This is a genomic window from Novosphingobium bradum, from assembly GCF_042646485.1.
Lineage (GTDB): Bacteria > Pseudomonadota > Alphaproteobacteria > Sphingomonadales > Sphingomonadaceae > Novosphingobium > Novosphingobium bradum.
The window spans coordinates 118001-140620 of record NZ_JBHRTQ010000002.1 but is presented as its reverse complement, the minus strand read 5'-3'; the positions used below and the strand labels follow the sequence as shown (position 1 = coordinate 140620).

Sequence of the window (22620 nt, the reverse complement as noted above, 5' to 3'; positions counted from 1 at the left end):
CAGTATTCCGTGGCGAGATTATGCTCGATCGGGCGAATCAGGGGTCGCCGCAAGGCGGATCATGGCTGGCAGGGGGCCGGCACGGAGGGCATCATGGCAGGACTCACCACTCGCAAGCAGGCCGCGCGCCTGGCCGTTCTGGCCTTTGTTGCGGCGGATTGCGCCGGGATCTACTATGTCCAGCACCGGATGGACCGGGCCGCCGCCGAGGCCGAGCAGCTCGCTTATGCCGAACCGCTCGCCCCCGTCGCCGGGCCGCAGGCGCCCACCTTCCCGGTCGCCGCGCCGGCTCTGGCCCTGGCCGTTCCGTCGCTGGCCGCTCCGGCGTCCGTGGCTCCGGTTTCCGCCGCCCCGGTTGCCGCTCCCGCGCTGGCGGTGGCTCCCGTTTCCGCGCCCCGGCGGCTGGCGGCGGCGCCCGTGCCGGCCAATCCGGCGCGGGTCGCTCCGGCGCATCTGGCCGCCACCCTGCCTTCGGCCGATGCGCCCGCCCCGGCCCGCCACGCTGCCCGTCATCAGGCCCACGCCGCGGCCCCCGCTTTCGCCGATGGCGCCTTTGCCAACGCCTTCTCGCTCTATGACGAAGCGCCCGAGGCCGAGCATCGCTTCGGCCAGGGCGAGGATCACGGGGCCAGCGGCAACCTTGCCGACCTGGTCGCCCCGCGCGACGAACCGGCCCCGCTGTTCGACCGCGCCGGAATCGCCCCCGTCACCGGGCAGGCGGCGACCGTGGATGCCCCCGCCGCGCCCGAAGCCGCTGCCCCCGATGCGGCGGAGCTGCCGGCCATCAAGGGCTGACCCGACCCGGCATCACGCCCCGCTCCAGCTTGCGGCCAGGTTCCCGGCCCGGGTTCCTGACCATGCTCTCATCCGGCGCGCCGGCTGCGCGATCCGGCTTGCGGGAGCGGGCCGGATCGGACATGGCCGCGCCAGACGGATGATATGCCGGAGCGCAAATGCACCACGATTATGTCATGACGCTGGCCTGCCCCGATCGTCCGGGGCTGGTCGCCGCGGTTACCGGGCGGCTGTTCCAGCTCGGCGGGAATATCCGCGAGGCGCAGCAGTTCAACGCGGTCGACAGTGGCCGGTTCTATATGCGGATCGGGTTTGACTGCGCGGGCGCCGATGCGGCCAGCGTCGCCGCCGGCTTCGCCGAGGTGGCCGACCGCCTGGCCATGGACCTCACCGTGCGCGCCACGACCGAGCGCAAGAAGGTCCTGCTGCTGGTCAGCAAGTTCGACCATTGCCTGACCGACCTGATCTATCGCCACCGCATCGGCGAATTGCCGATGGATATCGTGGGGATCGTCTCGAACCACCCGCGCGAGGTGCTGAACGGCGCGATCGGCGAGGATATCCCGTTCCATCACCTGCCGATCACCCGCGAAACCAAGCCGCTGCAGGAAGCCCGGATCCGCGCCATCGTGGAGGAAACCGGGGCCGAGCTGGTCGTGCTGGCCCGCTATATGCAGATCCTTTCGGATGAGATGTCGGCCTTTCTCTCGGGCCGGTGCATCAATATCCACCACTCGTTCCTGCCCGGATTCAAGGGGGCCAAGCCCTATCACCAGGCCCATGCGCGCGGGGTAAAGATGATCGGGGCGACCGCCCACTACGTGACCGAGGATCTCGACGAGGGGCCGATCATCCACCAGGATGTGGAAGCGATCAGTCATGCCGACACGCCCGACGATCTTGTCCGCAAGGGTCGCGACATCGAGCGCCGGGTCCTGGCGACCGCCGTTCTCCTCCACCTCGAGGACCGGGTGTTCCGCGACGGCCACAAGACCGTGGTGTTCAAGTCCTGATCCGGGGTGCGGCGGGTCAGCCGGGGAAGTCCTCGGTCTCGACCTGGGCCTGGAGCACGGGCGGATAGCGCCCGCCCGAGATGGCCTCGGGATCGAACAGGGCATCCACCCGCGCGACCAGGTCGGCGTCGGGCCGCCAGTCGGCCCGGGCGAGGTTTTCTGCGACGTGATCGAGCCGGGTCGTGCCCGGAATGGCGTGGACATGGTCCCCGCGCGACAGCACCCAGCCAAGGCAGAGCTGGGCGGCGCTGACCCCGGCTTCCCCGGCCAGCGCGGCGAGCCGATCGATCAGGACGAGATTGCGGGGCCAGTGATCGGGCTGGAAGCGGGGAATGTCGCGGCGCATATCGCCCGCGACAAGGCTCGCCGGATCGCGCAGCGTGCCGCACAGCGCCCCGCGTCCCAGCGGCGAGAAGGCGACCAGCGCTACGCCCAGTTCGCGGGCGGTGTCCAGCACGGCGATCTCGACATTGCGGGTCCAGGGCGAATATTCGGTCTGCATCGCCGCCACCGGGTAGACCGCATGGGCGCGGCGCAGGGTCTGCGCGTTCATTTCCGACAGGCCGATGGCGCCAATCTTGCCGGCCCGGACCTGGTCGGCCAGCGCGCCCACCGAGTCCTCGATCGGCACGGTGAAGTCGGGCCGGTGGAGGTAATAGAGATCGATGTGGTCCACGCCGAGCGCGGTCAGGCTCTGGTCCAGCCCGGCGCGGATCGCGGCGGGCGAACAGTCGATCCAGCGGCGGCCGTCCGCCACGTGGATGCCGGTCTTGGAAGCAAGGAACACCCTGTCGCGGCGGCCCTTGAGCACGCGCCCGACCAGGTCCTCGTTGCGCCCGCCGCCATAGAGCCGCGAGGTGTCGAAATGGTCGTAGCCCAGCTCCAGCGCGCGATCGAGCACCCGCGCGCCTTGGGTGGGCGGCAGGGGCGGGCCATAGGCATGGCTCAGGTTCATGCAGCCAAGGCCGATGGCCTTGACGCTGCGGCCACCAAGGGTGCGCTTCATCGGGTTGACCTCGTGCGGGCTGCGCGGCGTCGCGCAAGCCGTCCGGAAGTGCCGGGGCGCCGGCAGTCGGTCAAGCCCGCCGGCGGCGCGGGTGGGCCGCCGCGGGGCACCGGGGGCCGATAGCGGCGTTGACATTGCGGCAGGAACCCCGAAAGTCGCAAGGTCACCGGGGAGAGTCATGACAACAGCCCAGTTCCATTCGCCCGCCACCCTTGCCGATGCCGTGCGCCTGCTGGCCGAGGCCGGCGCCCGCCCGCTGGGCGGGGGGACCGATCTCATCGTGCAGATGCGGTCGGGCCGGGCTTCCGCGCCATGCGTGGTCGATCTCAAGCGCATTCCCGAGCTGATCGGCGTGCGCCGCACGGCGCAAGGCGGCTTCGCCATCGGCGCGGCCACGCCCTGCACCGCGCTCAAGGCCGATGCCGCGCTGGTCGCCGCCTGGCCCGGCGTGGTCGAGGCGGCCAACCTGATCGGCTCGGTCCAGGTCCGCAACCGCGCAACCCTGGCCGGAAACCTGTGCAATGCCTCGCCCGCTGCCGACAGCGTGCCTGCGATGATCGCCGCCGGCGCGCGCTGCCGTCTGGCCGGGCCGGGCGGCACCCGCGAAGTGGCCGTGGCCGAAATTCCCGTGTCTCCCGGGCGCACCAGCCTGGCCCCGGGCGAAGTTGTGGTCGAGATCCTGCTGCCGCCCCAGCCGGCCGGCGCGGCCGATGCCTACCTGCGTCTGATCCCGCGCACCGAGATGGACATCGCCATCGTCGGCGCGGGCGCCTGGCTCGAACTGGCGGCCGACGGCACCTGCACCGCGGCCCGGGTGGCGCTGGGCGCCGTCGCGCCGACCGCGCTGCTGGTGGAAGCCGCCGGCGCGGCGCTGATCGGCACCCGGCTCGATGACGCCGCGCTCGCCGCCCTGTCGGCCGCGTGCCAGGCGGCTGCCCGCCCGATCGACGACAAGCGCGGCACCGCCGCCTACCGCATTGCCATGGCCGGGGTTATCGCCCGCCGCGCCGTTCTCAAGGCCGCCGAGCGCGCGGCCGCCCGCACTCGCTGATTTCGGAGCCTCACCGATGAGCCGCCTGCACATTTCCACCACGGTCAACGGCGACGCGCAGGAATTCCTGTGCGAACCGGGCGCCACCCTGCTCGATGCCCTGCGCGGGCCGCTCGGCCTCACCGGCAGCAAGGAAGGCTGCGGTTCGGGCGATTGCGGTGCCTGCACCGTCACCCTCGATGGCGAGATGGTCTGCTCCTGCCTGGTCCTCGCCGCCGAGGCCGAGGGCCGGCGGATCACCACGATCGAGGGCATGGCCGGCAGCGATGGCCTGCACCCGCTGCAACAGCAGTTCCTCAAGCATGGCGCCCTGCAATGCGGCTTCTGCACGCCGGGCGTGCTGGTTGCCGCCAAGGCCTTGCTTGATCACAACCCCGATCCCACCGAAACCGAGGCGCGCTACTGGCTGGCGGGCAACCTGTGCCGCTGCACCGGCTATGACAAGATCGTGCGCGCCGTGCTCGCCGCCGCCGCCGACCTGCGCCAGGAAAGGAGCCCGGCATGAACGCGCCCACCGGCAAGCTCGAGAACGCCCCGGCCTACCGGGTCGTCGGCACCCGCCCGGTCCGTCCCGACGGGGTGGACAAGGTCACCGGCAAGGCGATCTACAGCCCCGATTTCGCCGCGGCGGGGATGCTCCACGGCGCGATCCTGCGAAGCCCCCATGCCCATGCCCGCATCCGGGGCATCGACACCCGCGCCGCCGCCGCGCTTCCCGGGGTCAAGGCGGTGGTCACCGCGGCGGACTTTGATGACGATGCGACCCTGCTGGCCCGCGATCCCTCGAAGAACGCGCTGCGGACCGCGCGGCACAGCATGGCGCGGGGCAAGGTCCTGTATGATGGCCATGCCGTCGCCGCCGTCGCCGCGACCAGCCCGGATGTCGCCGCCGCCGCGCTGGCGCTGATCGTGGTCGATTACGAAGTGCTGCGCCCGGTGATGACCCTGGCCGAGGCGCTGGCCCCCGATGCACCGCTGGTGCACGAGGACTACATCACCCCCGGAACCGATCCGGAAGTGGCTAGCCCCTCGAACCTGGCGCTGGTCACCGGCAACAAGCGCGGCGATGCCGCCGCCGCGATCGCCGGGGCCGACCTGGTGGTGGAACGCCGGTTCGTCATGCCCCCCGTCCACCAGGGCTATATCGAACCCCACGCTTGCGTGGCGCAGTGGAATGCCGATGGCCAGGGGCAGATCTGGGCCTCCAGCCAGGGCCACTTCATGATCCGCGGGGATGTCGGCACGGTGCTGGGCATTGCGCTGGCCGATCTCAGGGTTGTGCCGCTGGAGATCGGCGGCGGCTTTGGCGGCAAGACCAAGGTCTATCTCGAACCGGTGGCCATGCTGCTCTCGCGCAAGGCCGGTCGTCCGGTGCGCCTGGCGATGAGCCGGAGCGACGTGTTCCGCGCCAGCGGCCCGGCGCCGGGGGCCGAGGTCAGGGTTCGCGCGGGCGCCATGGCCGATGGCACGATCGCCGGGCTGGAGATTGACCTCGCCTTCCTGATCGGCTCCGATTTCCAGGACGAGGTCAATGCCGGGCTGGCTTCGGCGGCCCTGCCCTATGCCATCGCCAACTTCGATTTCCGCGGGCGCGGGGTCTTCAACACCATGCCCAAGAGCCACGCCTATCGCGCGCCCGGTGCGCCGCAGGCCTCCTACCCGGTGGAAGCGGTGCTGGACGAGATCGCCCAGGCCTTGGGGCTGGACCCGTTGGAGCTGCGACTCCGTAACGTCGCCCGCCCGGGCGATACCGGCTATCATGGCCTGCCTCACGGCGAGGTTGGTTTTGCCGAGGCGCTCGAGGCGGCCAAGGCCCATCCGCACTGGACCGCGCCGCTCGGCGAAGGTGAAGGGCGCGGCGTCGCGGCCGGGGCCTGGGGCAATTATGGCGGCCCCTCTACCGCCGAGGTCAGCGTGGCCGAGGATGGCACGGTGATCGTCACCGAAGGCAGCCCCGATATCGGCGGGAGCCGCGCGGCCATGGCAATGATGGCCGCCGAAACGCTGGGCGTGCCCTATGACCGGGTGCGCGTGGTGATCGCCGATACCAATTCGATCGGCTATTCGATGCTCACCGGCGGCAGCCGCACGACCTTTGCCACCGGCAAGGCCGTGGTCATGGCCGCCGAGGCGGTCATCACCCAGTTGCGCCACCGCGCCGCGATGACCTGGGGCGTGGAGCCGGAGGAAGTGGACTGGCGCGATGGCGCGGCCTGGTGCGGTTCGGGCGACAATGCCGGCCAGTCGCTGACCCTGCCGCAGATCGCCCGCCGGGCCAATTTCTCGGGCGGGCCGATCTCGGCCAATGGCACGGTCAACGCGCAGGGCTGGCTTCCCGGGATCGCGGTCCATATCTGCGATGCCCACGTGGACCGGGAAACCGGGGTGACCACGATCACCCGCTACACCGCCGTGCAGGATGTCGGCACCGCGATCCATCCCGACTATGTGGAGGGGCAGATCCAGGGCGGCACGGTCCAGGGGATCGGCTGGGCGCTGAACGAGGAATATGTCTGGAACGCGGCCGGGCAGGTCGATAACCCGGGCTTCCTTGACTACCGGATGCCGGTCGCCTCCGACCTGCCGATGATCGAGGCGGTGATGGTGGAAAAGCCGAACCCGGCCCATCCCTATGGGGTGAAGGGCGTCGGCGAGGCCGGGATCATCCCGCCGCTCGGCGCGGTCGGCAATGCGGTCAGCCGGGCCATCGGCCAGCGGATGACCGACCTGCCGCTCAGCCCCGCCCGCGTCCATGCGGCGATCTGCGCGGGCTGACCGCGTGGCGACCGTGTCCCTGCCGACCGCGCTGGCCAAGGAACTGTTCGGCGGGCGCGAGACGATCGCGGTGGCCGGAAAGACCCTGTTCGCCGTGATCCACGCGCTGGAGGCGCTGGGGCCGGGTTTCGAGGACCGGGCCGGGCATACCCTGGCGATCGCGGTCGATGGCGTTCTGGCGGACGACTGGTCGACCCCGGTGCGGCCCGACAGCGCGGTGCTGGTGGTCAACCGGGTGGCCGGCGGCGCCGGCTGAGGCGGGAGCGGCGGCCGATCATCGGCTGGACAAGGCTTTGGCAGGGTCATAACGGGGGCGCCGCGCGGGGACACCGCGCGCCCGTTTCCCCGCAACCAGGCCGGCCCCTTCAGCATGACCGCTTACAAAGACGGCGATCCCACCACCATCCACCGGCTCTATGGCCGGGCCAAGGGCAAGCCGCTGCGCGCGGGCCAGCAGGAGCTGGTCGACAAGCTCCTGCCGCAGATCGCCGTGCCCCGTGAAGGCGAGGTCACCGCGCAGGGGCTGTTCGGGGTGGATGCGTTCGGCCCGCGCCCGCTGCACTTCGAGATCGGCTTCGGCGGTGGCGAGCACATGGCCGCGCGCGCCGATATGCTGCCCGACCACGGCTTCATCGGTTGCGAGCCGTTTCTCAACGGCGTGGCCCAGGCGCTGGTCCACGTGCGCGACGGGCATCTCGGCAATGTCCGCATCCATCACGGCGATGCGCTGGAGGTGCTGGAGCGCATTCCCGATGGGTCGCTCTCGTTCCTCTACCTGCTCCATCCCGACCCCTGGCCCAAGGCGCGCCACGCCAAGCGCCGGATGATGAACGATGGCCCGGTGAATATGTTCGCCGCCAAGCTGAAGCCCGGCGGCGAATTCCGCTTCGGCACCGATCACGCAGTCTATGTCCGCCACGCGCTGATGGTGATGCGCCGCCACCGCGACCAGTTCGAATGGCTGTGCGACAAGCCACAGGATTTCCAGAAGCGCCCCGGTGGCTGGCCGGAAACCCGCTACGAGCACAAGGCCCGCACGGTCTATGGCCACGAGGTCTGGTACTTCCGCTTCCGGCGGAAATAGGCCGGGCGCTCCCGCCCTCCGGGCAAAGAGGGCAGGAGGCCGGGGACTGTCAGGCGAGGCCGGCGGTCTGCAGCAGCAGCCAGGCGCCGATCACCGCGAACAGCGCGGCGGTGATCCAGCGGACCACGTGCAGCGGCACGCGGCGGATCAACTCGTTGCCGAGGAACACGGCCGGCACATTGGCCAGCATCATGCCCAGCGTGGTGCCCGCCGTGACCCACAGCGCCTCGTGGAAGCGGGCGCCCAGCGCGATCGTGGCGATCTGGGTCTTGTCGCCCATTTCCACCAGGAAGAAGGCGATCGCCGTGGTGACGAAGACCCCGAAGCGGGCGGGCTTGTGGTCTTCCTCGTCATCGAGCTTGTCGGGCACCAGGGTCCAGGCGGCCATGGCGAGGAACGAGATCGCGACGCCGTAGCGGAACCACTGGCCGTCGAGCACCGAGGCAACCTCGCTGCCGAGCAGGGCGGCGAGGAAGTGGTTGACCAGGGTGGCGACGAGGATGCCGGCCACGATCGGCCAGGGCCGCTTGAAGCGGGTGGCCAGCAGGATCGCCAGAAGCTGGGTCTTGTCGCCGATTTCGGCAAGCGCGACGATGGCGGTGGAGGTGAGCAGGGCTTCCAAGATTGTTCTCCGGCCGGGCCTTCAAGCGAAACACAACAGCACCGCGCTCCGGCCCGGACAGGCGAAGCGGCGGCGCCATTGGTCTCGCCCGGACGGTTCCCCGTCCCCCATGCGCCACGGCCTCTCGGCCGAGTATGTTGACGCATGAGCCCGTTCGATCTGGAACCGAACGGCTGGCTACTCCCCAGATGACGGCGCCGCGTTAGCCTGCCAGCCGGCCGTGATCAAGCCGCTTCAGCCCACCACGCCGCCCGCCGCCAGCACCGCCAGCGTGAGGATATCCGGCGCGATCGCGGTCATCGGGGCGATCTGGACCGGCTTTTCCATGCCGATCAGCATCGGTCCGATCACCGCGTTGCCGGCCAGTTCGCGCAGCAGCTTGGCCGAGATATTGGCCGATTGCAGCCCCGGCATGATCAGCACGTTGGCCGCGCCCGATAGGCGGCTGAACGGATAGTTGGCCATGACCTTGGGGTTGAGCGCGGCATCGGGGGCCACTTCGCCCTCGTATTCGAAGCCGGGGTTCAGCTCATCGAGGATGGCCACTGCCTCGCGGATCGGCTCCAGCCACTTGCCCATCGGGTTGCCGAAGGTGGAGAACGAAAGGAAGGCGACGCGCGGCTCGTGGCCCATGCGGCGGGCAACCGCGGCGGTCTCCACGGCGATATGGGCCAGTTCCTCGGCGGTGGGGCGCTCGTTCACGGTCGTGTCCGCCAGGAACACGGTGTAGTTCTTGGCCACCATCATGTGGACGCCGAACGGGGTGCTGCCAGGCTTGGGGTCGAGCACCTGGCGCACTTCCTTCATCGATTGCGAGAAGGTGCGGGTCATGCCGGTGATCATCGCATCGGCAATGCCCAGCTTGACCAGCGCGGCGGCAAACACGTTGCGGTCCTGGTTGACCATGCGCTGCACGTCGCGCTTGAGGAATCCGCGCCGCTGGAGCTTGCCATAGAGCAGGTCGACCATGGCCGGCACGTGGTTGCTGATCGCGGCGTTGTGGATCTCGTAGCTCTGGGGATGCTCCACGCCCAGTTCGACCAGCTTGTCGCGCACCACCTGGTCGCGGCCGACCAGCACCGGGGTGCCATAGCCGAAATCGCGGAACTGGATCGCGGCGCGCAGCACCACCTCGTTCTCGGCTTCGGCGAAGACCACCCGCTTGGGGTTCTCCTTGACCTGCTGGTAGACCGTGGTCAGCACCGAGGTGGTCGGATTGAGGCGGGCCTTCAGTTCGTGGCGATAGGCCTCGAAATCCTCGATCGGCTTCTGGGCCACGCCGGTTTCCATCGCCGCCTTGGCCACGGCTGAGGAAACGACCTCGATCAGGCGCGGATCGAAGGGGGCGGGGATGATATAGTCCAGCCCGAACACGTGGTTGATGCCATAGGCGGCGGCCACTTCCTCGGGCACCTGGGCGCGGGCCAGTTCGGCGATGGCGCGGGCGGCGGCGATCTTCATCTCCTCGTTGATCGCGGTGGCCCGCACGTCAAGCGCGCCGCGGAAGATGAAGGGGAAGCCCAGGACATTGTTGACCTGGTTGGGATAGTCGGAACGGCCGGTGGCGACGACCGCATCGGGGCGCACCGCCTTGACGTCGGGCGGGGTGATTTCGGGATCGGGATTGGCCATGGCGAAGATGATCGGCTGCGGGGCCATGGCCTTGACCATGTCCTGGGTGACCGCGCCCGCCGCCGAAAGGCCAAGGAAGATGTCGGCGCCGACCAGGGCTTCGGTGAGGGTGCGCTTGTCGGTGGCGATGGCGTGGGCCGACTTGAACTGGTCCACCCCTTCGCGGCCCACGTAGATCACGCCCTTGGTGTCGCACACGGTCACGTTCTCGTGGCGCACGCCCATCGACTTGATCAGCGCGGTGCAGGCCAGCGCCGAGGCGCCGGCGCCGTTGACCACGACCTTGACGTCCTCGAACTTGCGGTTGGTCAGCAGGCAGGCGTTGAGCAGGCCGGCGGCGGCGATGATCGCGGTGCCGTGCTGGTCATCGTGCATGACCGGGATCTTCATGCGTTCGCGCAGCGCCTGCTCGATGATGAAGCACTCGGGCGCCTTGATGTCTTCCAGGTTGATGCCGCCGAAGCTCGGCTCCATCATGGCGATGGCCTCGATCAGGGCGTCCGGGTCTTCGCTGGCCAGCTCGATGTCGATCGAATCGACGTCGGCGAAGCGCTTGAACAGCACCGCCTTGCCTTCCATCACCGGCTTGGAGGCGAGCGCGCCGAGGTTGCCCATGCCCAGGATCGCCGTGCCGTTGGAAACCACCGCGACGAGATTGCCCTTGGCGGTATAGTCGTAGGCGGTGGCCGGATCGTCGGCGATGGCCTGGACGGGAACGGCCACGCCCGGCGAATAGGCAAGGGACAAGTCGCGCTGGGTCGCCATCGGCTTGGAGGCGATGATCTCGATCTTACCGGGGCGAATCGTCTTGTGGTAGAACAGCGCCTCGCGCTCGGTGAAACGGACGTTGTTTTCCTCGCTCAACCTGGCCTCCTTGCGCTGACTTGTGCCCCCTAACCCGGCTTGGGGCCAGACGATAGGGGAAAGCTGCGGGCGCGGCGTTCCCAAAGCGGCCCGGGCGGGGCTAATGGCTTGATCATGCACGCAGCAGTCCGCCCCGACGATGCCAGCGCGGGCGCCGGTCCGGCGATCCCGGCCGGGACCACGCCGATGATGGCGCAATACCTCGCGCTCAAGGCCCAGGCCGGCGATTGCCTGCTGTTCTACCGCATGGGCGACTTTTTCGAGCTGTTCTTCGACGATGCGCGGATGGCCGCCCAGGTGCTCGACATCGCGCTGACCACGCGCGGCGAACACCAGGGCGAGCCGATCCCGATGTGCGGCGTGCCGGTCCATTCGGCCGAGGGCTACCTCGCCCGACTGATCCGCGCCGGCTGCCGGGTGGCTATTGCCGAGCAGGTGGAAACGCCCGAGGAAGCGAAGAAGCGCGGCGGCTCCAAGGCGCTGGTCGCGCGCGATATCGTCCGCTTCGTCACCGCCGGCACACTGACCGAGGAAGCCCTGCTCGAACCGCGCCGGGCCAATGTGCTGGCCGCGGCCTGCGAGCTGCGCGGGGCCGTCGGCGTGGCGGCCTGCGATATTTCCACCGGCCGGATGGAGCTGGAGGAATGCCCGCCCGACCGGCTGGGCGCGGTGCTGGCGCGGCTTGGCGCCAGCGAACTGGTCTGCCCGGAAGGCTGGGCGCCGGCCGCGCTCGAGGCGATTGCCCGCCCGGCGCGCGAGTTCGGCAGCGACGCCGGGCAGGCCCGGCTGTGCGCCCTGCATGGCGTCGCCACGCTTGATGGCTACGGGATGTTCACGCGCGCCATGCTGGCGGCGGCGGGCGGGCTGGTCGGCTATCTCGACCATGTCGGGCGGGGCAGGCTGCCGCTGCTGCTGCCGCCCGTGGCGCGGGCGAGCGATGCCGCCCTGGCGATGGACGAGGCGACCCGCACCAGCCTCGAAGTGCTGGAGGCGAGCGGGGGCGGCCGCAAGGGCAGCCTGCTCGACGCGGTCGATCGCTGCGTCACCGGGGCCGGCGCCCGCCAGCTCGCCGAAGATCTCGCCGCGCCGCTGACCGACGCCGGGGCCATCGCCGCGCGGCTTGATCTTGTCGCCTGGCTGCACGAGGATTCGCTGCTGCGCGGCGACCTGCGGGCGGTGCTGCGCGCCCTGCCCGACATCGGCCGGGCGCTGGGCCGGGTGGTCGCCGGGCGCGGCTCCCCGCGCGATCTGGGCCAGTTGCGCGATGGCCTGGCCGAAGCGCGCCGCGTGCGCGACCATCTGTTGCGCCGGCCCGATCGTCCGGCCCTGCTCGAAACCCTGCTGCCGGCGCTGGGCGGCCATGCCGCGCTGACCGATCTCTACGGCCTCGCCCTCGTCCCCAGCCCGCCGACCGAGCGGGGGCAGGGCGGATTCATCGCGGCGGGCTATGATCACGCGCTCGATGCCCTGCGCGAAACCGCCGGCAATGCCCGCCGCGCCATCGCCGCGCTGGAAGCGAAATACCGCGAGGAAACCGGGGTTGCCGCGCTCAAGATCCGCCACAACGGCGTGCTGGGCTATTTTATCGAGGTCCCGGCCCGCTCGGCCGACCGCTTGATGGCACCCGACAGCGGCTTCACCCACCGCCAGACCATGGCCGGCGCGGTGCGCTTCAACGCGGTCGCCCTGCATGAGGAAGCGGCGCGGATCGGCGAGGCCGGCGGCCATGCCCTCGCGGCCGAGGAGCGCCATTTCGAGAACCTGGTCGCCGCCGCCGTCGCCAGCCGCCAGGCCATTGCCGAAACCGCCGCCGCGCTCGCCCGGATCGATGTCGCCGCGGGCCTTGCCGAACGGGCCTTCGAGGGCGGCTGGTGCCTGCCCGCGATCGCGGATGAGCCATGCCTGGAGATTTCCGGCGGGCGCCACCCGGTGGTCGAGGCGGCGCTGGCGGTGCGCGGCGAACGCTTCGTCGCCAACGATTGCGCGCTGGGCGGCGAGGATCGCCTGTGGCTGATCGGCGGGCCGAACATGGGCGGCAAGTCCACCTTCCTCAGGCAGAACGCGCTGATCGTCCTGCTGGCCCAGGCGGGCAGCTTCGTGCCGGCCAGCGCCGCGCGGATCGGGCTGGTCGATCGCCTGTTCAGCCGGGTCGGCGCCTCCGACAATCTTGCCCGGGGCCGTTCCACCTTCATGGTCGAGATGGTGGAAACCGCCGCGATCCTCGCCCAGGCGACCGAGCGCAGCTTCGTCGTGCTGGACGAAGTGGGGCGCGGCACCTCTACCTATGATGGCCTGGCCTTGGCCTGGGCCGTGGCCGAGGCGGTCCACGGGGTGAACCGCTGCCGTTGCCTGTTCGCCACCCATTACCACGAACTCGCGGCCCTGGCGGATAGCTGCGGCGCGCTTTCGCTCCACCATGTCCGCGCGCGCGAATGGAAGGGCGATCTGGTCCTCCTTCATGAGCTGGCCGATGGCCCGGCCGATCGCTCCTATGGCCTCGCCGTGGCGCGGCTGGCGGGCGTGCCGGGGCCGGTGCTGGCGCGGGCCAAGGCGGTGCTGGCCCGGCTGGAAAAGGGCCGCGCGCAAACCGGCGGGCTGGCCGCCGGGCTGAGCGACCTGCCGCTGTTTGCCGCCGTGGTCGAGCCGGAATCCCCGTCCGCCGACCCGGTGCGCGAGCGCCTGCGCGAACTCGATGTCGATGCCCTGTCCCCGCGCGAGGCGCTTGACCTCCTCTATGCGCTCAAGCGCGCCGCCGACGAGGGCGCGGACTGACCGAGCAAATGGCGCGGCGCGGGCTAGCGCTTCCTTAACCGTGGCGCTGCTATGGGCGGACCATGTTCGGCCCCCGCCTGACCCGGATCTTCGCCAGCCGCTGGAACGCCCTGTGGTGGGGCGCGAGCATCCTGCTGCTCGCCTGGCAGCTGGTCCCCGCGCAGGACGACGATCCGTCGGCGCCGGCTACGCCGGCCACCGCGCCGGCCGCCAATCCCTGGGCCTTGGCCAGCCCCACCGGCGGGCGCTGAATGGCCCACGTCCTCACCGATTGGCGCAAGACCGCGCTCGGCGCCGGCGGCCTGGCCGTGTTGGCGATCATGTTCACCCATGAGGGCGGGGTCGCGGAAACGGCCGTCACCGGGGCCGAGGAACTGGCTTCGCGCAACCAGGCGCAGATCCGCGCCGGCGCCGAAACCCACAAGGCCTGGTTCGCGGCTGATGAGAGCACTTACGAGGTCCATGCCGTGGCCCCGCCGCCCCGCGCCGCGCTGCCGGGGCCGGACCCGGCTGAAATCGGGGTGGCGCCCCGGCGCGAACCGGTCGGCCCGGATTTTCCCGCCGGACTGGCGCCGCCCGGCCAGGCGCAGCCAGGCTAGGCCAATCAGGCCCAGCGGTTCGGCCCGGCCGCGCCCTTGCCGGGCCTTAGCGCGTGGGGACCGGGGTCTCGCCGTTGTAGTCGTAGAAGCCGCGCTTGGTCTTGCGGCCAAGCCAGCCGGCCTCGACATATTTCACCAGCAGCGGCGCCGGGCGATACTTGCTGTCGCCGGTGGTGTTGTGCAGGACGCGGATGATGTCGAGGCAGGTGTCCAGCCCGACGAAATCGGCCAGTTCCAGCGGACCCATCGGGTGGTTGAGGCCCAGCCGGCAGCCCTTGTCGATATCGGCGATCGAGGCCGTGCCCTGGCCCAGCACGAAGGCGGCCTCGTTGAGCATCGGCACCAGCACGCGGTTGACCACGAAGCCCGGCTCGTCCTCGCTCTGGACAACCTGCTTGCCCAGCGATTCGGCGAAGGCGCGGGTCCGCGCCAGGGTTTCGGGCGCGGTGGCCAGGCCCGGGATGATCTCGATCAGCTGCATGACCGGGACCGGATTGAAGAAGTGGAGCCCGATAAAGCGCGCCGGATCGGGCGTGCTGGTCGCCATGCGGGTGATCGGGATCGAGCTGGTGTTAGAGGCCAGGATCGCGTCCTTGGCCAGCACGGCCGAGGCGCTCTCGAAGATGCGGCGCTTGATTTCCTCGCGCTCGGTGGCGGCCTCGATGATCAGGCCGGCCTCGGTCATCGGGGCATATTCAGCGATCGGGGTGATTCGGTCCAGCAGGGCCACGGCCTCGGCGGCGCCCATCTTCTCGCGCCCGACCAGCTTGTCCAGCGCCTTGCCGATTCCGGCCTTGGCGTTCTGGGCCAGGTCCAGGCTCACGTCGCTGAGCAGCACATTGTAGCCAAACTGGGCGGCGGTCTGGGCAATGCCCGACCCCATCTGACCAGCCCCGATCACCGCAACTGTCGCCATGCGTCTTCCCTCGCGCTTCCCTTTAGTTGGCGCGCTGACTAGCGATGCTGCGAATGCGAAGCCAGCGAAATCGGCGTTTTGCCGTTCAGCGATTGGCGCCCGGGGTCCACAGGATATCGCCCGCGCCATTGCCGTTGAGCGCCCGGGCCATGACGAACAGCAGGTCGGACAGGCGATTGATATAGCCGAGCGCGGCCGGATTGACCGGAGCTTGGGCGGCCAGCGCGGTCATCGTCCGCTCGGCCCGGCGCACGGCGGCGCGGGCCACGTGGACGCGCGCGGCGGCCTCGGTCCCGCCGGGCAGGATGAAGCTGGTGAGCGGGGCGAGGGCGGCGGTAAAGCCGTCGATCGCCTGCTCGATCGCCGCGGTCTGCCCCGGCACGATCCGCAGGACCATGTCCGAGGGGGCAAAGTCCTCGTCCGCGCAGGCGGCGGGGGTGGCCAGGTCGGCGCCCAGGTCGAACAGGTCGTTCTGCACGCGCAGGAGCAAGGCCCGGTGCGGCTCGGCCATCGGCGCGACAACCGCGAGGCCGATCGCGCTGTTCGCCTCGTCAACCGCGCCGATCGCCTCCATCCGGGCCGCGTGCTTGGCGCAGCGCGAGCCATCGACAAGGCCGGTGGTGCCATCGTCGCCGGTGCGGGTGTAGATCTTGTTGAGCTTGACCAAGTGAGGATGTCTCGCGTCGGGTCAGGACTTGGCCACGGCCAGCAGCACCGCGACGACGAGGATCGCCGCCGCCTGGTACTTGATGCGGGTGAACATCATCCGGTTCTGGAGCAACTGCATCTCGCTGGCCCCCGGCGCGTCGCCGCGCTCGAGATCGGTGCGGGTGCTCTTGAGGAAGGCCATGATGCCGCGCACCAGGCTGACGACGACCATGATCATCAGGATGACGATCACCGGGGCAAGAAGGTAGGTCATGGTTCCCCATGTAGGGCCGGGGCCAGCGAAATGCCAGCGGGGAACGGCGCGCGCCCCGCCGCCGCCGCGCGCAAGGCATCGGCCAGGGCCGGGCCGTCCTCCCCGGCCCGGCGGCGCTCGGCCAGCGAGGGGGCATTGCGGCGCTTGGCCAGCTTGCGCCAGAGGCCATTGGCATCGGCCTCGACCAGCAGGCCGTGGTGGTGCCAGGTGGGCACCGGCAGGCCAAGCAGCGCCTGGAGCAGGCGGTGGACATGGCTGGCCGCGAACAGGTCGGCCCCCCGGGTGACCAGGGTGATCCCGTCGGCCGCATCGTCGAGCGTGGCGGCCAGGTGGTAGCTGGCCGGGGCATCCTTGCGGACCAGCACCACGTCGCCCAGCAGGTCGGGGCGGGCGGCTTGCGGCCCGGCCAGTTCGTCGATCCATTCGAGCGGGCCGGTGCGGGCCATGGCCCCTTCGACATCGAGCCGCCAGGAGGCACCTTCGGGATCGACCGAGCGGGTGCGGCAGGTGCCGGGATAGACCGGGCCATCCGGGCCGAGCGCGGTGGCCGCGGCCGCGATCTCGGCGCGGGTGCAGCGGCACGGGTAGAGCAGGCCCATGGCCTTGAGGCGCCCGGCGGCCGCGCCGTAGCTCGCCAGCCGGGCGGACTGGCGCACCACCGGGCCATCCCAGGCGAGGCCCAGCCAGGCAAGATCGGCAAGGAATTCGTCGGCCAGGTCGGCGCGGCTGCGGCTGCCGTCGATATCCTCGATCCGCACCAGGAAGCGCCCGCCCCGCGCCCGGGCCAGATCGTGGGCGACGATGCCAGCATAGGCGTGGCCAAGGTGCAGCGGCCCGTTGGGGCTGGGGGCGAAGCGGGTGACGATCATGCGCCTTTCCCTTTGGCCCAGGCGGGCAGCGGTTTCCAGCTGTGGATAGCGCCGGGCGTGCCGCCTTGACCCGGGCGGCGGCAAGTGCTGGATTTCGCCCATGGCTTGTCAGCAAACCGCCTGTCATCAAACCGCCATGCCCGCGCGCCACCAGAGGCCATGCTCAAGCGCGAGCTGATCGAGCGCGCGGCCCGGTTCCGCAGCGCGGAGGGGGATCCCTCCCGGCACCTGGCCGATTGTCCTGCCCTGGTCCTCAATGCCGACTATACCCCGCTGTCCTACTATCCGCTGAGCCTGTGGCCCTGGCAGACCGCGATCAAGGCGGTGTTCCTGGAGCGGGTGGACATTGTCGCGAGCTACGAGCGAGAGGTCCATTCGCCCAGCGCCGCCATGCCGATCCCATCGGTGATCGCGCTTCGCCAATTCGTGAAAACCAGCGAGTTTCCGGCCTTTACTCGGTTCAACGTGTTCCTGCGCGATCGGTTCTCCTGCCAGTATTGCGGCTCCCCCCAGCACCTCACCTTCGATCATGTGGTCCCGCGCCGGCTGGGCGGCAAGACCTCGTGGGAGAACGTGGCGACGGCTTGCGCGCCGTGCAACATGAGGAAGGGCGGGCGCACCCCCAGACAGGCGCAGATGCCCCTGCTGGTCGAGCCGATCCGGCCGACTTCCTGGCACTTGCAGGAGCGCGGGCGCGGTTTTCCGCCCAATTACCTGCACGAAACCTGGCGGGACTGGCTTTACTGGGACGTCGAACTGGACGCCTGAGCCGCGCCGGCTACAACCGCCCTGCAACGCCACTGCAACATCCCTGGAGACCTATCGCATGACCGCCAGCCCCTGGTCGCACGCCCGCAACCCTTCGCTTGCCGACGACATCGATTTCGAGATCAAGGGACAGGAGCTGCAATTCGTCGAGATCGAGCTTGATCCGGGCGAGTCTGCCGTGGCCGAAGCCGGGGCCATGGTGTGGAAGGATGCCGCCGTGGGCATGACCACCGTGTTCGGCGACGGGCGCGGCGCGGAAGGCGGGTTCATGGGCAAGCTCTTGGGCGCGGGCAAGCGGCTGGTGACGGGGGAGAGCCTGTTCACCACCGTGTTCACCCATAACGGCAGCGGAAAAGCCCGCGTGGCCTTCGCCGCGCCGGTGCCCGGCGCGATCCTGCCGATGAAGCTGGACGAGCTGGGCGGCACCCTGATCTGCCAGAAGGATGCCTTCCTGTGCGCCGCCAAGGGCGTGTCCATCGGGGTCCACTTCCAGCGCAAGGTGATGACCGGGCTGTTCGGCGGCGAAGGCTTCATCATGCAGCGCCTGGAAGGCGATGGCTGGGTTTTCGTCCAGATGGGCGGCACCGTGGTGGAGCGCGAGCTGGCCGCCGGCGAGGAACTGCACGTCGATACCGGGTGCCTGGCCGCCTATACCCCTTCGGTGGAATTCGACCTGGTTTCGGCCGGCAGCGTCAAGACCATGGTCTTCGGCGGCGAAGGCGTGTTCTTCGCCCGCCTGCGCGGACCGGGCAAGGTGTGGATCCAGTCGCTTCCCTTCGCCCGCCTGGCCGGCCGGGTGATCGCCACGGCCATGCCGATGGGCGGCCAGAACCGGGGCGAAGGCTCGCTGCTGGGCGGGCTGGGGAACCTGATCGACGGGAATTGATGGGGGCTTTGGGCGCGGCGACGCTGCGGACACACGGGGGCACGGTATTCCGTGTCCCCGCCCAACGGTAGCGGCAGGGGGCGACGGTTTATTCGTGGATGGTTACGCAGGTTTGGGGATTTAGTAAACTGTCACCGTAATTGCACCGTAATTGTGTCACCGTAATTGCTGTCACCGTAATTGTCACCGTAATTGCCACATCCCCGAAAAATCACGGCAGACGTGTGATTTTGGTGGCTAGGCCAGATCGTCAAGCGCGATCGCCAGGGCTTCGGCGAGCTTCCTGGCCGTTTCTAGCGAGCCTTTCTTGCGGCCGGCCTCGATGTCGGCGATCTGGACGCGGTTGACGCCGGAGGTGGCGGCGAGGGCGGACTGGGTGAGGGCGCGGTGTTCGCGCCAGACGCGCAAGGGGCTTTGCCCGGCGAGGAGGCGATCGACCACGGCGGCGGGGACCAGTTCGTCCTCGCCGGCGGACAGGGCCGCCGTGGCGCGGTCATAGGCGCGCAGATCGGCGAGATCTTCCGATGCGGCTTGCAGCGCCCGGTATTCTTCGAGCGGAATCGTGATCATTTCGCCCATGGTCATCTCCATTATTCGTAGACCCCGCCGCGAGGACCGATTTCGAGCACGGCCAGCACCACGCCATCCTCGTTCATGATAACGCGCCAATCGCCGACGCGAAGCCGGATGCCCGGGCGGCCCTTGAGGGCGGTGACGTTGTTGGCCAGCGTGGCGGGGTTGGCCGCATATTCCGCCACCTTGCCGGTGATCCGCAAGGCGACGTTGGCCGGCAGGCGCCGCAGAACCTTGAGCGCTGCCCTGGTATAGGTCACCTGCCGCATTGTTGCGGGTGTAGCTTGTGGCCGCGCTGTAGTCAAGGGCTACATTGGTCGTGCTGGTGGTTGCATTGGTGTTGAGCCCCCTCCCTACCCCCTCCCCGACGGGCAGGGGCTTTTGGGGGGGGCGGTGGTTAGCGGATCCCCGCCAGCGCCTTCTGCCTCCGGCGCTGGACCGAGGAGCCGAGGCCGATGGCTTCGCGGTATTTGGCGACGGTGCGGCGGGCGAGGTCGAAGCCTTTGGTTTTCAGGAGGTCGACCAGGGCATCGTCCGACAGGATGGCGGTTGGGGCTTCGGCTTCGATCAGCTGGCGGATCGCGGCCTTGACCGCTTCGGCCGAGGCGCCGCCTTCGCCTTCGGCCCCGCCGCCGGCGGCGGGGGTGCGGGCGACGCCGGAGGTGAAGAAGTATTTCAGTTCATAGGTGCCGCGCGCGCAATTGAGGTACTTGTTGGAGGTGACGCGGCTGACCGTGCTTTCGTGCATCCCGATGGTTTCGGCCACCGCGCGCAGGGTGAGGGGCTTGAGGTGCGAGACCCCGTGGCGGAAGAAGCCATCCTGCTGGCGCACGATCTCGGCGGTGACCTTGAGGATGGTTTTCTGGCGCTGGTCCAAGGCCTTGAGCAGCCAGTTGGCATCGGCCAGCTTTTCCGAGAGCCAGCCGCGCGAAGCCTTGTCGGCGCAGGCGCCGCGCAGTTCGACATAGTAGGAGCGGTTGACGACGAGGCGGGGCAGGGTGGCCTGGTTGATGGCGATCGACCAGCCGTCGGGCTGGCCATGGGCATCGACCCGCGCGCGCACCAGCACGTCGGGGACGATGGGTTCGCTGGTGGCTTCGCCAAAGCGCAGGCCGGGCCGGGGATCGTAGCCGCGCAGTTCGGCGAGCATCTGGGCGAAATCCTCATCATCCACCCCGCACATCCGCTTCAGCCGGGCCAGTTCGCCGCGGGCGAGGAGATCGAGGTTATCCAGCAGGCGGGCCATGGCCGGATCATGGCGATCGGCCTCGCGGGCCTGGAGGGCGAGGCATTCGGCGAGATTGCGCGCGCCGACCCCGGTGGGATCGAGCGACTGGACGAGGGCGAGGGCGACCTCGGCCTGTTCGGGCGAGACGCCGAGATCGGCGGCCGCTTCGGCCAGCGGCAGGGTGAGGTAGCCGGCCTCGTCAAGCTGATCGACCAGGGCATGGGCGATGACGGCCACCTGCGGATCGCGCGCGGCCGGGCCGACCTGGGCGTGGAGATGCTGGGCGAGGGTTTCGCCCGCCCCGCCGCGCTCGGCGATGTCGGGCGCTTCGCCGCCGCCGGGGGACTGGGCGGTGGCGGCGGATTGGCCGGCGCTGGAATATTGGGCGGAGAAGGCAAGGTCGCCGGTATCGCGGTCAAGGTCGAGGGCGGAGGCATCGACGTCGAGCGGGCGATCTTCGCCAGCGCGGCCTTCGCCGATCAATTGATCGACCGGGGAGGATTCCAGCGTGGTGCGGCGCTGGTCTGCGGGCGGCGCATCTTCGGGCGCCGGGGCCGGCGTGCCCAGATCGAGCAGGGGATTGGCCTCGAGCGCCTCGCCGATGAAGGTTTCGACTTCGAGGTTGGACAGCGCCAGCAGCTTGATCGCCTGCTGGAGCTGCGGGGTCATCACCAGCGATTGGCTTTGCCTGAGATCGAGGCGGGGGCCGAGGGCCATGATTCTACCAGTCCGTCGTCCCGGACCTGATCCGGGACCGCTGGCCGCCCGGCGCAAACCTGCCAGCGATCCCGGCAGCTGCCGGGATGACGTGGGATTTCACAGGGTAAAGCCTTCGCCGAGATAGAGCCGGCGCACGTTTTCATCGGCCACCAGCGCTTCGGGGCTGCCGGCAAAGAGCACCTGGCCGCCATAGATGATGCAGGCGCGATCGACGATATCGAGCGTTTCGCGCACGTTGTGATCGGTGATCAGCACGCCGATGCCGCGCTGCTTGAGATCGATCACGAGGTGGCGGATATCGCTGATCGAGAGCGGATCGATCCCGGCGAACGGTTCATCGAGCAGCATGATCGAGGGTTTGGCGGCCAGCGCGCGGGCAATTTCGCAGCGGCGCCGTTCGCCGCCCGACAGCGCCATGGCCGCGCTGGAGCGCAGGCGGGTGAGGCCGAATTCGGAAAGCAGGCGTTCCAGTTCGGCGGCGCGCACATCAGAATCGGGTTCGACCAGTTCGAGCACGCAGGCGATGTTCTGTTCCACGGTCATCCCGCGGAAGATCGAGGTTTCCTGCGGGAGGTAGCCCAGGCCGAGGATCGCGCGGCGATACATCGGCAGCAGGGTGACATCCACGCCATCCATCAGGATGCGGCCCGAATCGGGGCGAACCAGGCCCATGATCGAATAGAAGCACGTGGTCTTGCCCGCGCCGTTGGGGCCGAGCAGGCCGAGCACTTCGCCCTTGCCGACCGAGAGCGAGATATCGGAGAGCACGGCCCGCTTGTCATAGCTTTTGGCGATGGAGATCACTTCCAGCCCGCCCTGGGGGATGGGCTGCATGGCGCTTACGACTTCGGAGGCCGTGGGGGTTTCCGCGATATCACTCATCTGAACCGGCGGTTTAGGCTGGCCCCGGCGGCACTTCAAGCGGCCAATCCATCCGGTTTGGCCATTTGGCGCGCGGATTGGCAAGTTTCATGCATGGCCGGGCGCGCGGGGGCCGGCGCGCGCCCGCGCAACCGCTTGCCAAATGCCGGGCGCGATGGTCTATTGCGCGCAAACGCCTGCGTGGAGAGGGAAGGCGCATCATGGTCGGAACGAAGCCCCAGGCGGTCGATCGGCCGCAGCCCGACTGGCGTCGGCGGATGAGCAACCAGGTGGCCTATGCGCTGCTGGTCTATACCGGATTGCAGATCTTCCTCACCGTGGGCGCGCTGGAAGGGCGGCGCAGTTCGCTGCTGCCCTATGTGGCGCTGGTGGTGCTGGTGGTGGCGATCATTCCCGCCTGCCGCTGCACCGAGCGGCGCTGGCAATCGCTGGACGAGGCGTCATCCCATGATCCGGCGCTGGCTGCGGCCTTCCGCCGCGACTGCACCGGCCTGTGGCTGCTGGCGATCGGGCTGCCGATCGGGCTGACCGCGCTGCTCAAGGCGCTGGCCTGGGCTTTCGGGCGCTGATCGCGCGGGGGTCGCGCCTTCCCGGGCCATTTTCCCGCCGGCCCCTTCCGCTGGGGCGCTCTGGTCGCTAGATC

General features: G+C 69.6%; 24 protein-coding genes and 1 riboswitch. Of the genes, 13 read left to right on the top strand and 11 right to left on the bottom strand.

All coding sequences use genetic code 11. From position 1 onward, the window contains the following. Positions 1–93: 93 nt before the first annotated feature. Positions 94–795 carry a hypothetical protein gene (locus tag ACFOD9_RS01830; protein WP_379508376.1) on the top strand — a complete coding sequence of 234 codons (702 nt, stop codon included), beginning with the start codon at positions 94–96 and terminating at the stop codon, positions 793–795. A 158-nt stretch (positions 796–953) separates the two neighbouring features. Beyond that, a complete protein-coding gene (purU, locus tag ACFOD9_RS01825) occupies positions 954–1808 on the top strand; it encodes a formyltetrahydrofolate deformylase (protein ID WP_379508375.1) in 855 nt (284 codons plus the stop codon). 16 nt (positions 1809–1824) lie between these two features. On the opposite strand, the gene ACFOD9_RS01820 is transcribed toward purU, so the two are convergent. After that, positions 1825–2814, bottom strand: a complete 990-nt coding sequence (locus tag ACFOD9_RS01820; RefSeq protein ID WP_379508374.1) for an aldo/keto reductase — start codon at positions 2812–2814, stop codon at positions 1825–1827. A gap of 178 nt (positions 2815–2992) precedes the next feature. On the opposite strand from ACFOD9_RS01820, the gene ACFOD9_RS01815 reads away from it, so the two are divergent. From ACFOD9_RS01815 to trmB, 5 genes are all read left to right on the top strand, one after another. After that, positions 2993–3865, top strand: coding sequence for an FAD binding domain-containing protein (locus ACFOD9_RS01815; RefSeq protein ID WP_379508373.1), 873 nt, complete (start codon positions 2993–2995; stop codon positions 3863–3865). 16 nt (positions 3866–3881) lie between these two features. Continuing rightward, complete coding sequence (locus ACFOD9_RS01810) at positions 3882–4370, top strand: (2Fe-2S)-binding protein (protein ID WP_379508372.1); 489 nt, start codon at positions 3882–3884, stop codon at positions 4368–4370. Further along, positions 4367–6640 carry a xanthine dehydrogenase family protein molybdopterin-binding subunit gene (locus ACFOD9_RS01805; protein ID WP_379508371.1) on the top strand — a complete coding sequence of 758 codons (2274 nt, stop codon included), beginning with the start codon at positions 4367–4369 and terminating at the stop codon, positions 6638–6640. The genes ACFOD9_RS01810 and ACFOD9_RS01805 overlap by 4 nt, the downstream gene beginning before the upstream one ends. A 4-nt stretch (positions 6641–6644) precedes the next feature. Further along, positions 6645–6896 carry a hypothetical protein gene (locus ACFOD9_RS01800; RefSeq protein WP_379508370.1) on the top strand — a complete coding sequence of 84 codons (252 nt, stop codon included), beginning with the start codon at positions 6645–6647 and terminating at the stop codon, positions 6894–6896. A gap of 114 nt (positions 6897–7010) precedes the next feature. After that, positions 7011–7724, top strand: coding sequence for a tRNA (guanine(46)-N(7))-methyltransferase TrmB (trmB, locus tag ACFOD9_RS01795; RefSeq protein ID WP_379508369.1), 714 nt, complete (start codon positions 7011–7013; stop codon positions 7722–7724). 49 nt (positions 7725–7773) lie between these two features. Here trmB and ACFOD9_RS01790 read toward each other — a convergent pair whose 3' ends face one another. Both ACFOD9_RS01790 and ACFOD9_RS01785 read right to left on the bottom strand, forming a co-directional pair. Continuing rightward, on the bottom strand, positions 7774–8346 hold the full coding sequence (locus tag ACFOD9_RS01790; protein WP_379508368.1) for a TMEM165/GDT1 family protein: 573 nt from the start codon (positions 8344–8346) through the stop codon (positions 7774–7776). An 11-nt stretch (positions 8347–8357) separates the two neighbouring features. Next, a riboswitch (yybP-ykoY riboswitch) is annotated at positions 8358–8552 on the bottom strand. A gap of 28 nt (positions 8553–8580) precedes the next feature. Next, entirely contained in the window at positions 8581–10842 is a 2262-nt protein-coding gene (locus tag ACFOD9_RS01785) for an NADP-dependent malic enzyme (protein WP_379508367.1), read from the bottom strand. A 186-nt stretch (positions 10843–11028) separates the two neighbouring features. Here ACFOD9_RS01785 and mutS point away from each other — a divergent pair, with 186 nt between their 5' ends. The 3 genes from mutS to ACFOD9_RS01770 all read left to right on the top strand — a co-directional run bounded on the left by mutS (position 11029) and on the right by ACFOD9_RS01770 (position 14213). Continuing rightward, positions 11029–13614, top strand: coding sequence for a DNA mismatch repair protein MutS (gene mutS, locus ACFOD9_RS01780; RefSeq protein ID WP_379508450.1), 2586 nt, complete (start codon positions 11029–11031; stop codon positions 13612–13614). Between the two features lie 62 nt (positions 13615–13676). Then, positions 13677–13865, top strand: coding sequence for a hypothetical protein (locus ACFOD9_RS01775; RefSeq protein WP_379508366.1), 189 nt, complete (start codon positions 13677–13679; stop codon positions 13863–13865). Continuing rightward, positions 13866–14213, top strand: coding sequence for a hypothetical protein (locus ACFOD9_RS01770; RefSeq protein WP_379508365.1), 348 nt, complete (start codon positions 13866–13868; stop codon positions 14211–14213). A 46-nt stretch (positions 14214–14259) separates the two neighbouring features. Here ACFOD9_RS01770 and ACFOD9_RS01765 read toward each other — a convergent pair whose 3' ends face one another. The 4 genes from ACFOD9_RS01765 to gluQRS all read right to left on the bottom strand — a co-directional run bounded on the left by ACFOD9_RS01765 (position 14260) and on the right by gluQRS (position 16920). Next, a complete protein-coding gene (locus ACFOD9_RS01765) occupies positions 14260–15129 on the bottom strand; it encodes a 3-hydroxyacyl-CoA dehydrogenase NAD-binding domain-containing protein (protein WP_379508364.1) in 870 nt (289 codons plus the stop codon). 85 nt (positions 15130–15214) lie between these two features. Beyond that, a complete protein-coding gene (locus ACFOD9_RS01760) occupies positions 15215–15796 on the bottom strand; it encodes a cob(I)yrinic acid a,c-diamide adenosyltransferase (RefSeq protein ID WP_379508363.1) in 582 nt (193 codons plus the stop codon). A 21-nt stretch (positions 15797–15817) separates the two neighbouring features. Further along, positions 15818–16051, bottom strand: coding sequence for a hypothetical protein (locus tag ACFOD9_RS01755; protein ID WP_379508362.1), 234 nt, complete (start codon positions 16049–16051; stop codon positions 15818–15820). Then, the gene (gene gluQRS, locus ACFOD9_RS01750) at positions 16048–16920 is read right to left on the bottom strand and encodes a tRNA glutamyl-Q(34) synthetase GluQRS (protein WP_379508361.1); all 873 of its coding nucleotides are present in this window, start codon (positions 16918–16920) and stop codon (positions 16048–16050) included. The genes ACFOD9_RS01755 and gluQRS overlap by 4 nt, the downstream gene beginning before the upstream one ends. Positions 16921–17079: 159 nt before the next feature. On the opposite strand from gluQRS, the gene ACFOD9_RS01745 reads away from it, so the two are divergent. Both ACFOD9_RS01745 and ACFOD9_RS01740 read left to right on the top strand, forming a co-directional pair. Continuing rightward, positions 17080–17688: an HNH endonuclease gene (locus tag ACFOD9_RS01745; protein ID WP_379508449.1), complete on the top strand. Its 609-nt coding sequence runs from the start codon at positions 17080–17082 to the stop codon at positions 17686–17688. Positions 17689–17746: 58 nt separating this feature from the next. Further along, entirely contained in the window at positions 17747–18574 is an 828-nt protein-coding gene (locus ACFOD9_RS01740) for a TIGR00266 family protein (RefSeq protein WP_379508360.1), read from the top strand. A 237-nt stretch (positions 18575–18811) separates the two neighbouring features. On the opposite strand, the gene ACFOD9_RS01735 is transcribed toward ACFOD9_RS01740, so the two are convergent. The 4 genes from ACFOD9_RS01735 to lptB form a co-directional block, all read right to left on the bottom strand. Next, positions 18812–19153 (bottom strand): helix-turn-helix transcriptional regulator, encoded by a 342-nt coding sequence (locus ACFOD9_RS01735; RefSeq protein WP_379508359.1) that lies wholly within the window; start codon positions 19151–19153, stop codon positions 18812–18814. Between the two features lie 11 nt (positions 19154–19164). Next, on the bottom strand, positions 19165–19416 hold the full coding sequence (locus ACFOD9_RS01730; protein WP_379508358.1) for a type II toxin-antitoxin system RelE family toxin: 252 nt from the start codon (positions 19414–19416) through the stop codon (positions 19165–19167). A gap of 128 nt (positions 19417–19544) precedes the next feature. Next, positions 19545–21092 carry an RNA polymerase factor sigma-54 gene (gene rpoN, locus ACFOD9_RS01725; RefSeq protein ID WP_379508357.1) on the bottom strand — a complete coding sequence of 516 codons (1548 nt, stop codon included), beginning with the start codon at positions 21090–21092 and terminating at the stop codon, positions 19545–19547. 99 nt (positions 21093–21191) lie between these two features. Next, on the bottom strand, positions 21192–21977 hold the full coding sequence (gene lptB / locus ACFOD9_RS01720; protein ID WP_379508356.1) for an LPS export ABC transporter ATP-binding protein: 786 nt from the start codon (positions 21975–21977) through the stop codon (positions 21192–21194). A gap of 200 nt (positions 21978–22177) precedes the next feature. Between lptB and ACFOD9_RS01715 the strand changes: the two genes are divergently transcribed. After that, positions 22178–22546, top strand: coding sequence for a hypothetical protein (locus ACFOD9_RS01715; protein WP_379508355.1), 369 nt, complete (start codon positions 22178–22180; stop codon positions 22544–22546). Positions 22547–22620 lie beyond the last annotated feature (74 nt).

What these genes read in the sequence shown, in the direction of transcription:
- ACFOD9_RS01815 (WP_379508373.1), top strand. Translation starts at nt 2,993, where the DNA reads ATGACAACAGCCCAGTTCCATTCGCCCGCCACCCTTGCCGATGCCGTG.
- ACFOD9_RS01775 (WP_379508366.1), top strand. Translation starts at nt 13,677, where the DNA reads ATGTTCGGCCCCCGCCTGACCCGGATCTTCGCCAGCCGCTGGAACGCC.
- ACFOD9_RS01810 (WP_379508372.1), top strand. Translation starts at nt 3,882, where the DNA reads ATGAGCCGCCTGCACATTTCCACCACGGTCAACGGCGACGCGCAGGAA.
- ACFOD9_RS01740 (WP_379508360.1), top strand. Translation starts at nt 17,747, where the DNA reads ATGACCGCCAGCCCCTGGTCGCACGCCCGCAACCCTTCGCTTGCCGAC.
- ACFOD9_RS01765 (WP_379508364.1), bottom strand. Translation starts at nt 15,129, where the DNA reads ATGGCGACAGTTGCGGTGATCGGGGCTGGTCAGATGGGGTCGGGCATT.
- gluQRS (WP_379508361.1), bottom strand. Translation starts at nt 16,920, where the DNA reads ATGATCGTCACCCGCTTCGCCCCCAGCCCCAACGGGCCGCTGCACCTT.
- ACFOD9_RS01830 (WP_379508376.1), top strand. Translation starts at nt 94, where the DNA reads ATGGCAGGACTCACCACTCGCAAGCAGGCCGCGCGCCTGGCCGTTCTG.
- ACFOD9_RS01735 (WP_379508359.1), bottom strand. Translation starts at nt 19,153, where the DNA reads ATGGGCGAAATGATCACGATTCCGCTCGAAGAATACCGGGCGCTGCAA.
- ACFOD9_RS01745 (WP_379508449.1), top strand. Translation starts at nt 17,080, where the DNA reads ATGCTCAAGCGCGAGCTGATCGAGCGCGCGGCCCGGTTCCGCAGCGCG.
- ACFOD9_RS01770 (WP_379508365.1), top strand. Translation starts at nt 13,866, where the DNA reads ATGGCCCACGTCCTCACCGATTGGCGCAAGACCGCGCTCGGCGCCGGC.
- lptB (WP_379508356.1), bottom strand. Translation starts at nt 21,977, where the DNA reads ATGAGTGATATCGCGGAAACCCCCACGGCCTCCGAAGTCGTAAGCGCC.
- rpoN (WP_379508357.1), bottom strand. Translation starts at nt 21,092, where the DNA reads ATGGCCCTCGGCCCCCGCCTCGATCTCAGGCAAAGCCAATCGCTGGTG.
- ACFOD9_RS01820 (WP_379508374.1), bottom strand. Translation starts at nt 2,814, where the DNA reads ATGAAGCGCACCCTTGGTGGCCGCAGCGTCAAGGCCATCGGCCTTGGC.
- trmB (WP_379508369.1), top strand. Translation starts at nt 7,011, where the DNA reads ATGACCGCTTACAAAGACGGCGATCCCACCACCATCCACCGGCTCTAT.
- mutS (WP_379508450.1), top strand. Translation starts at nt 11,029, where the DNA reads ATGATGGCGCAATACCTCGCGCTCAAGGCCCAGGCCGGCGATTGCCTG.
- ACFOD9_RS01715 (WP_379508355.1), top strand. Translation starts at nt 22,178, where the DNA reads ATGGTCGGAACGAAGCCCCAGGCGGTCGATCGGCCGCAGCCCGACTGG.
- purU (WP_379508375.1), top strand. Translation starts at nt 954, where the DNA reads ATGCACCACGATTATGTCATGACGCTGGCCTGCCCCGATCGTCCGGGG.
- ACFOD9_RS01805 (WP_379508371.1), top strand. Translation starts at nt 4,367, where the DNA reads ATGAACGCGCCCACCGGCAAGCTCGAGAACGCCCCGGCCTACCGGGTC.
- ACFOD9_RS01755 (WP_379508362.1), bottom strand. Translation starts at nt 16,051, where the DNA reads ATGACCTACCTTCTTGCCCCGGTGATCGTCATCCTGATGATCATGGTC.
- ACFOD9_RS01730 (WP_379508358.1), bottom strand. Translation starts at nt 19,416, where the DNA reads ATGCGGCAGGTGACCTATACCAGGGCAGCGCTCAAGGTTCTGCGGCGC.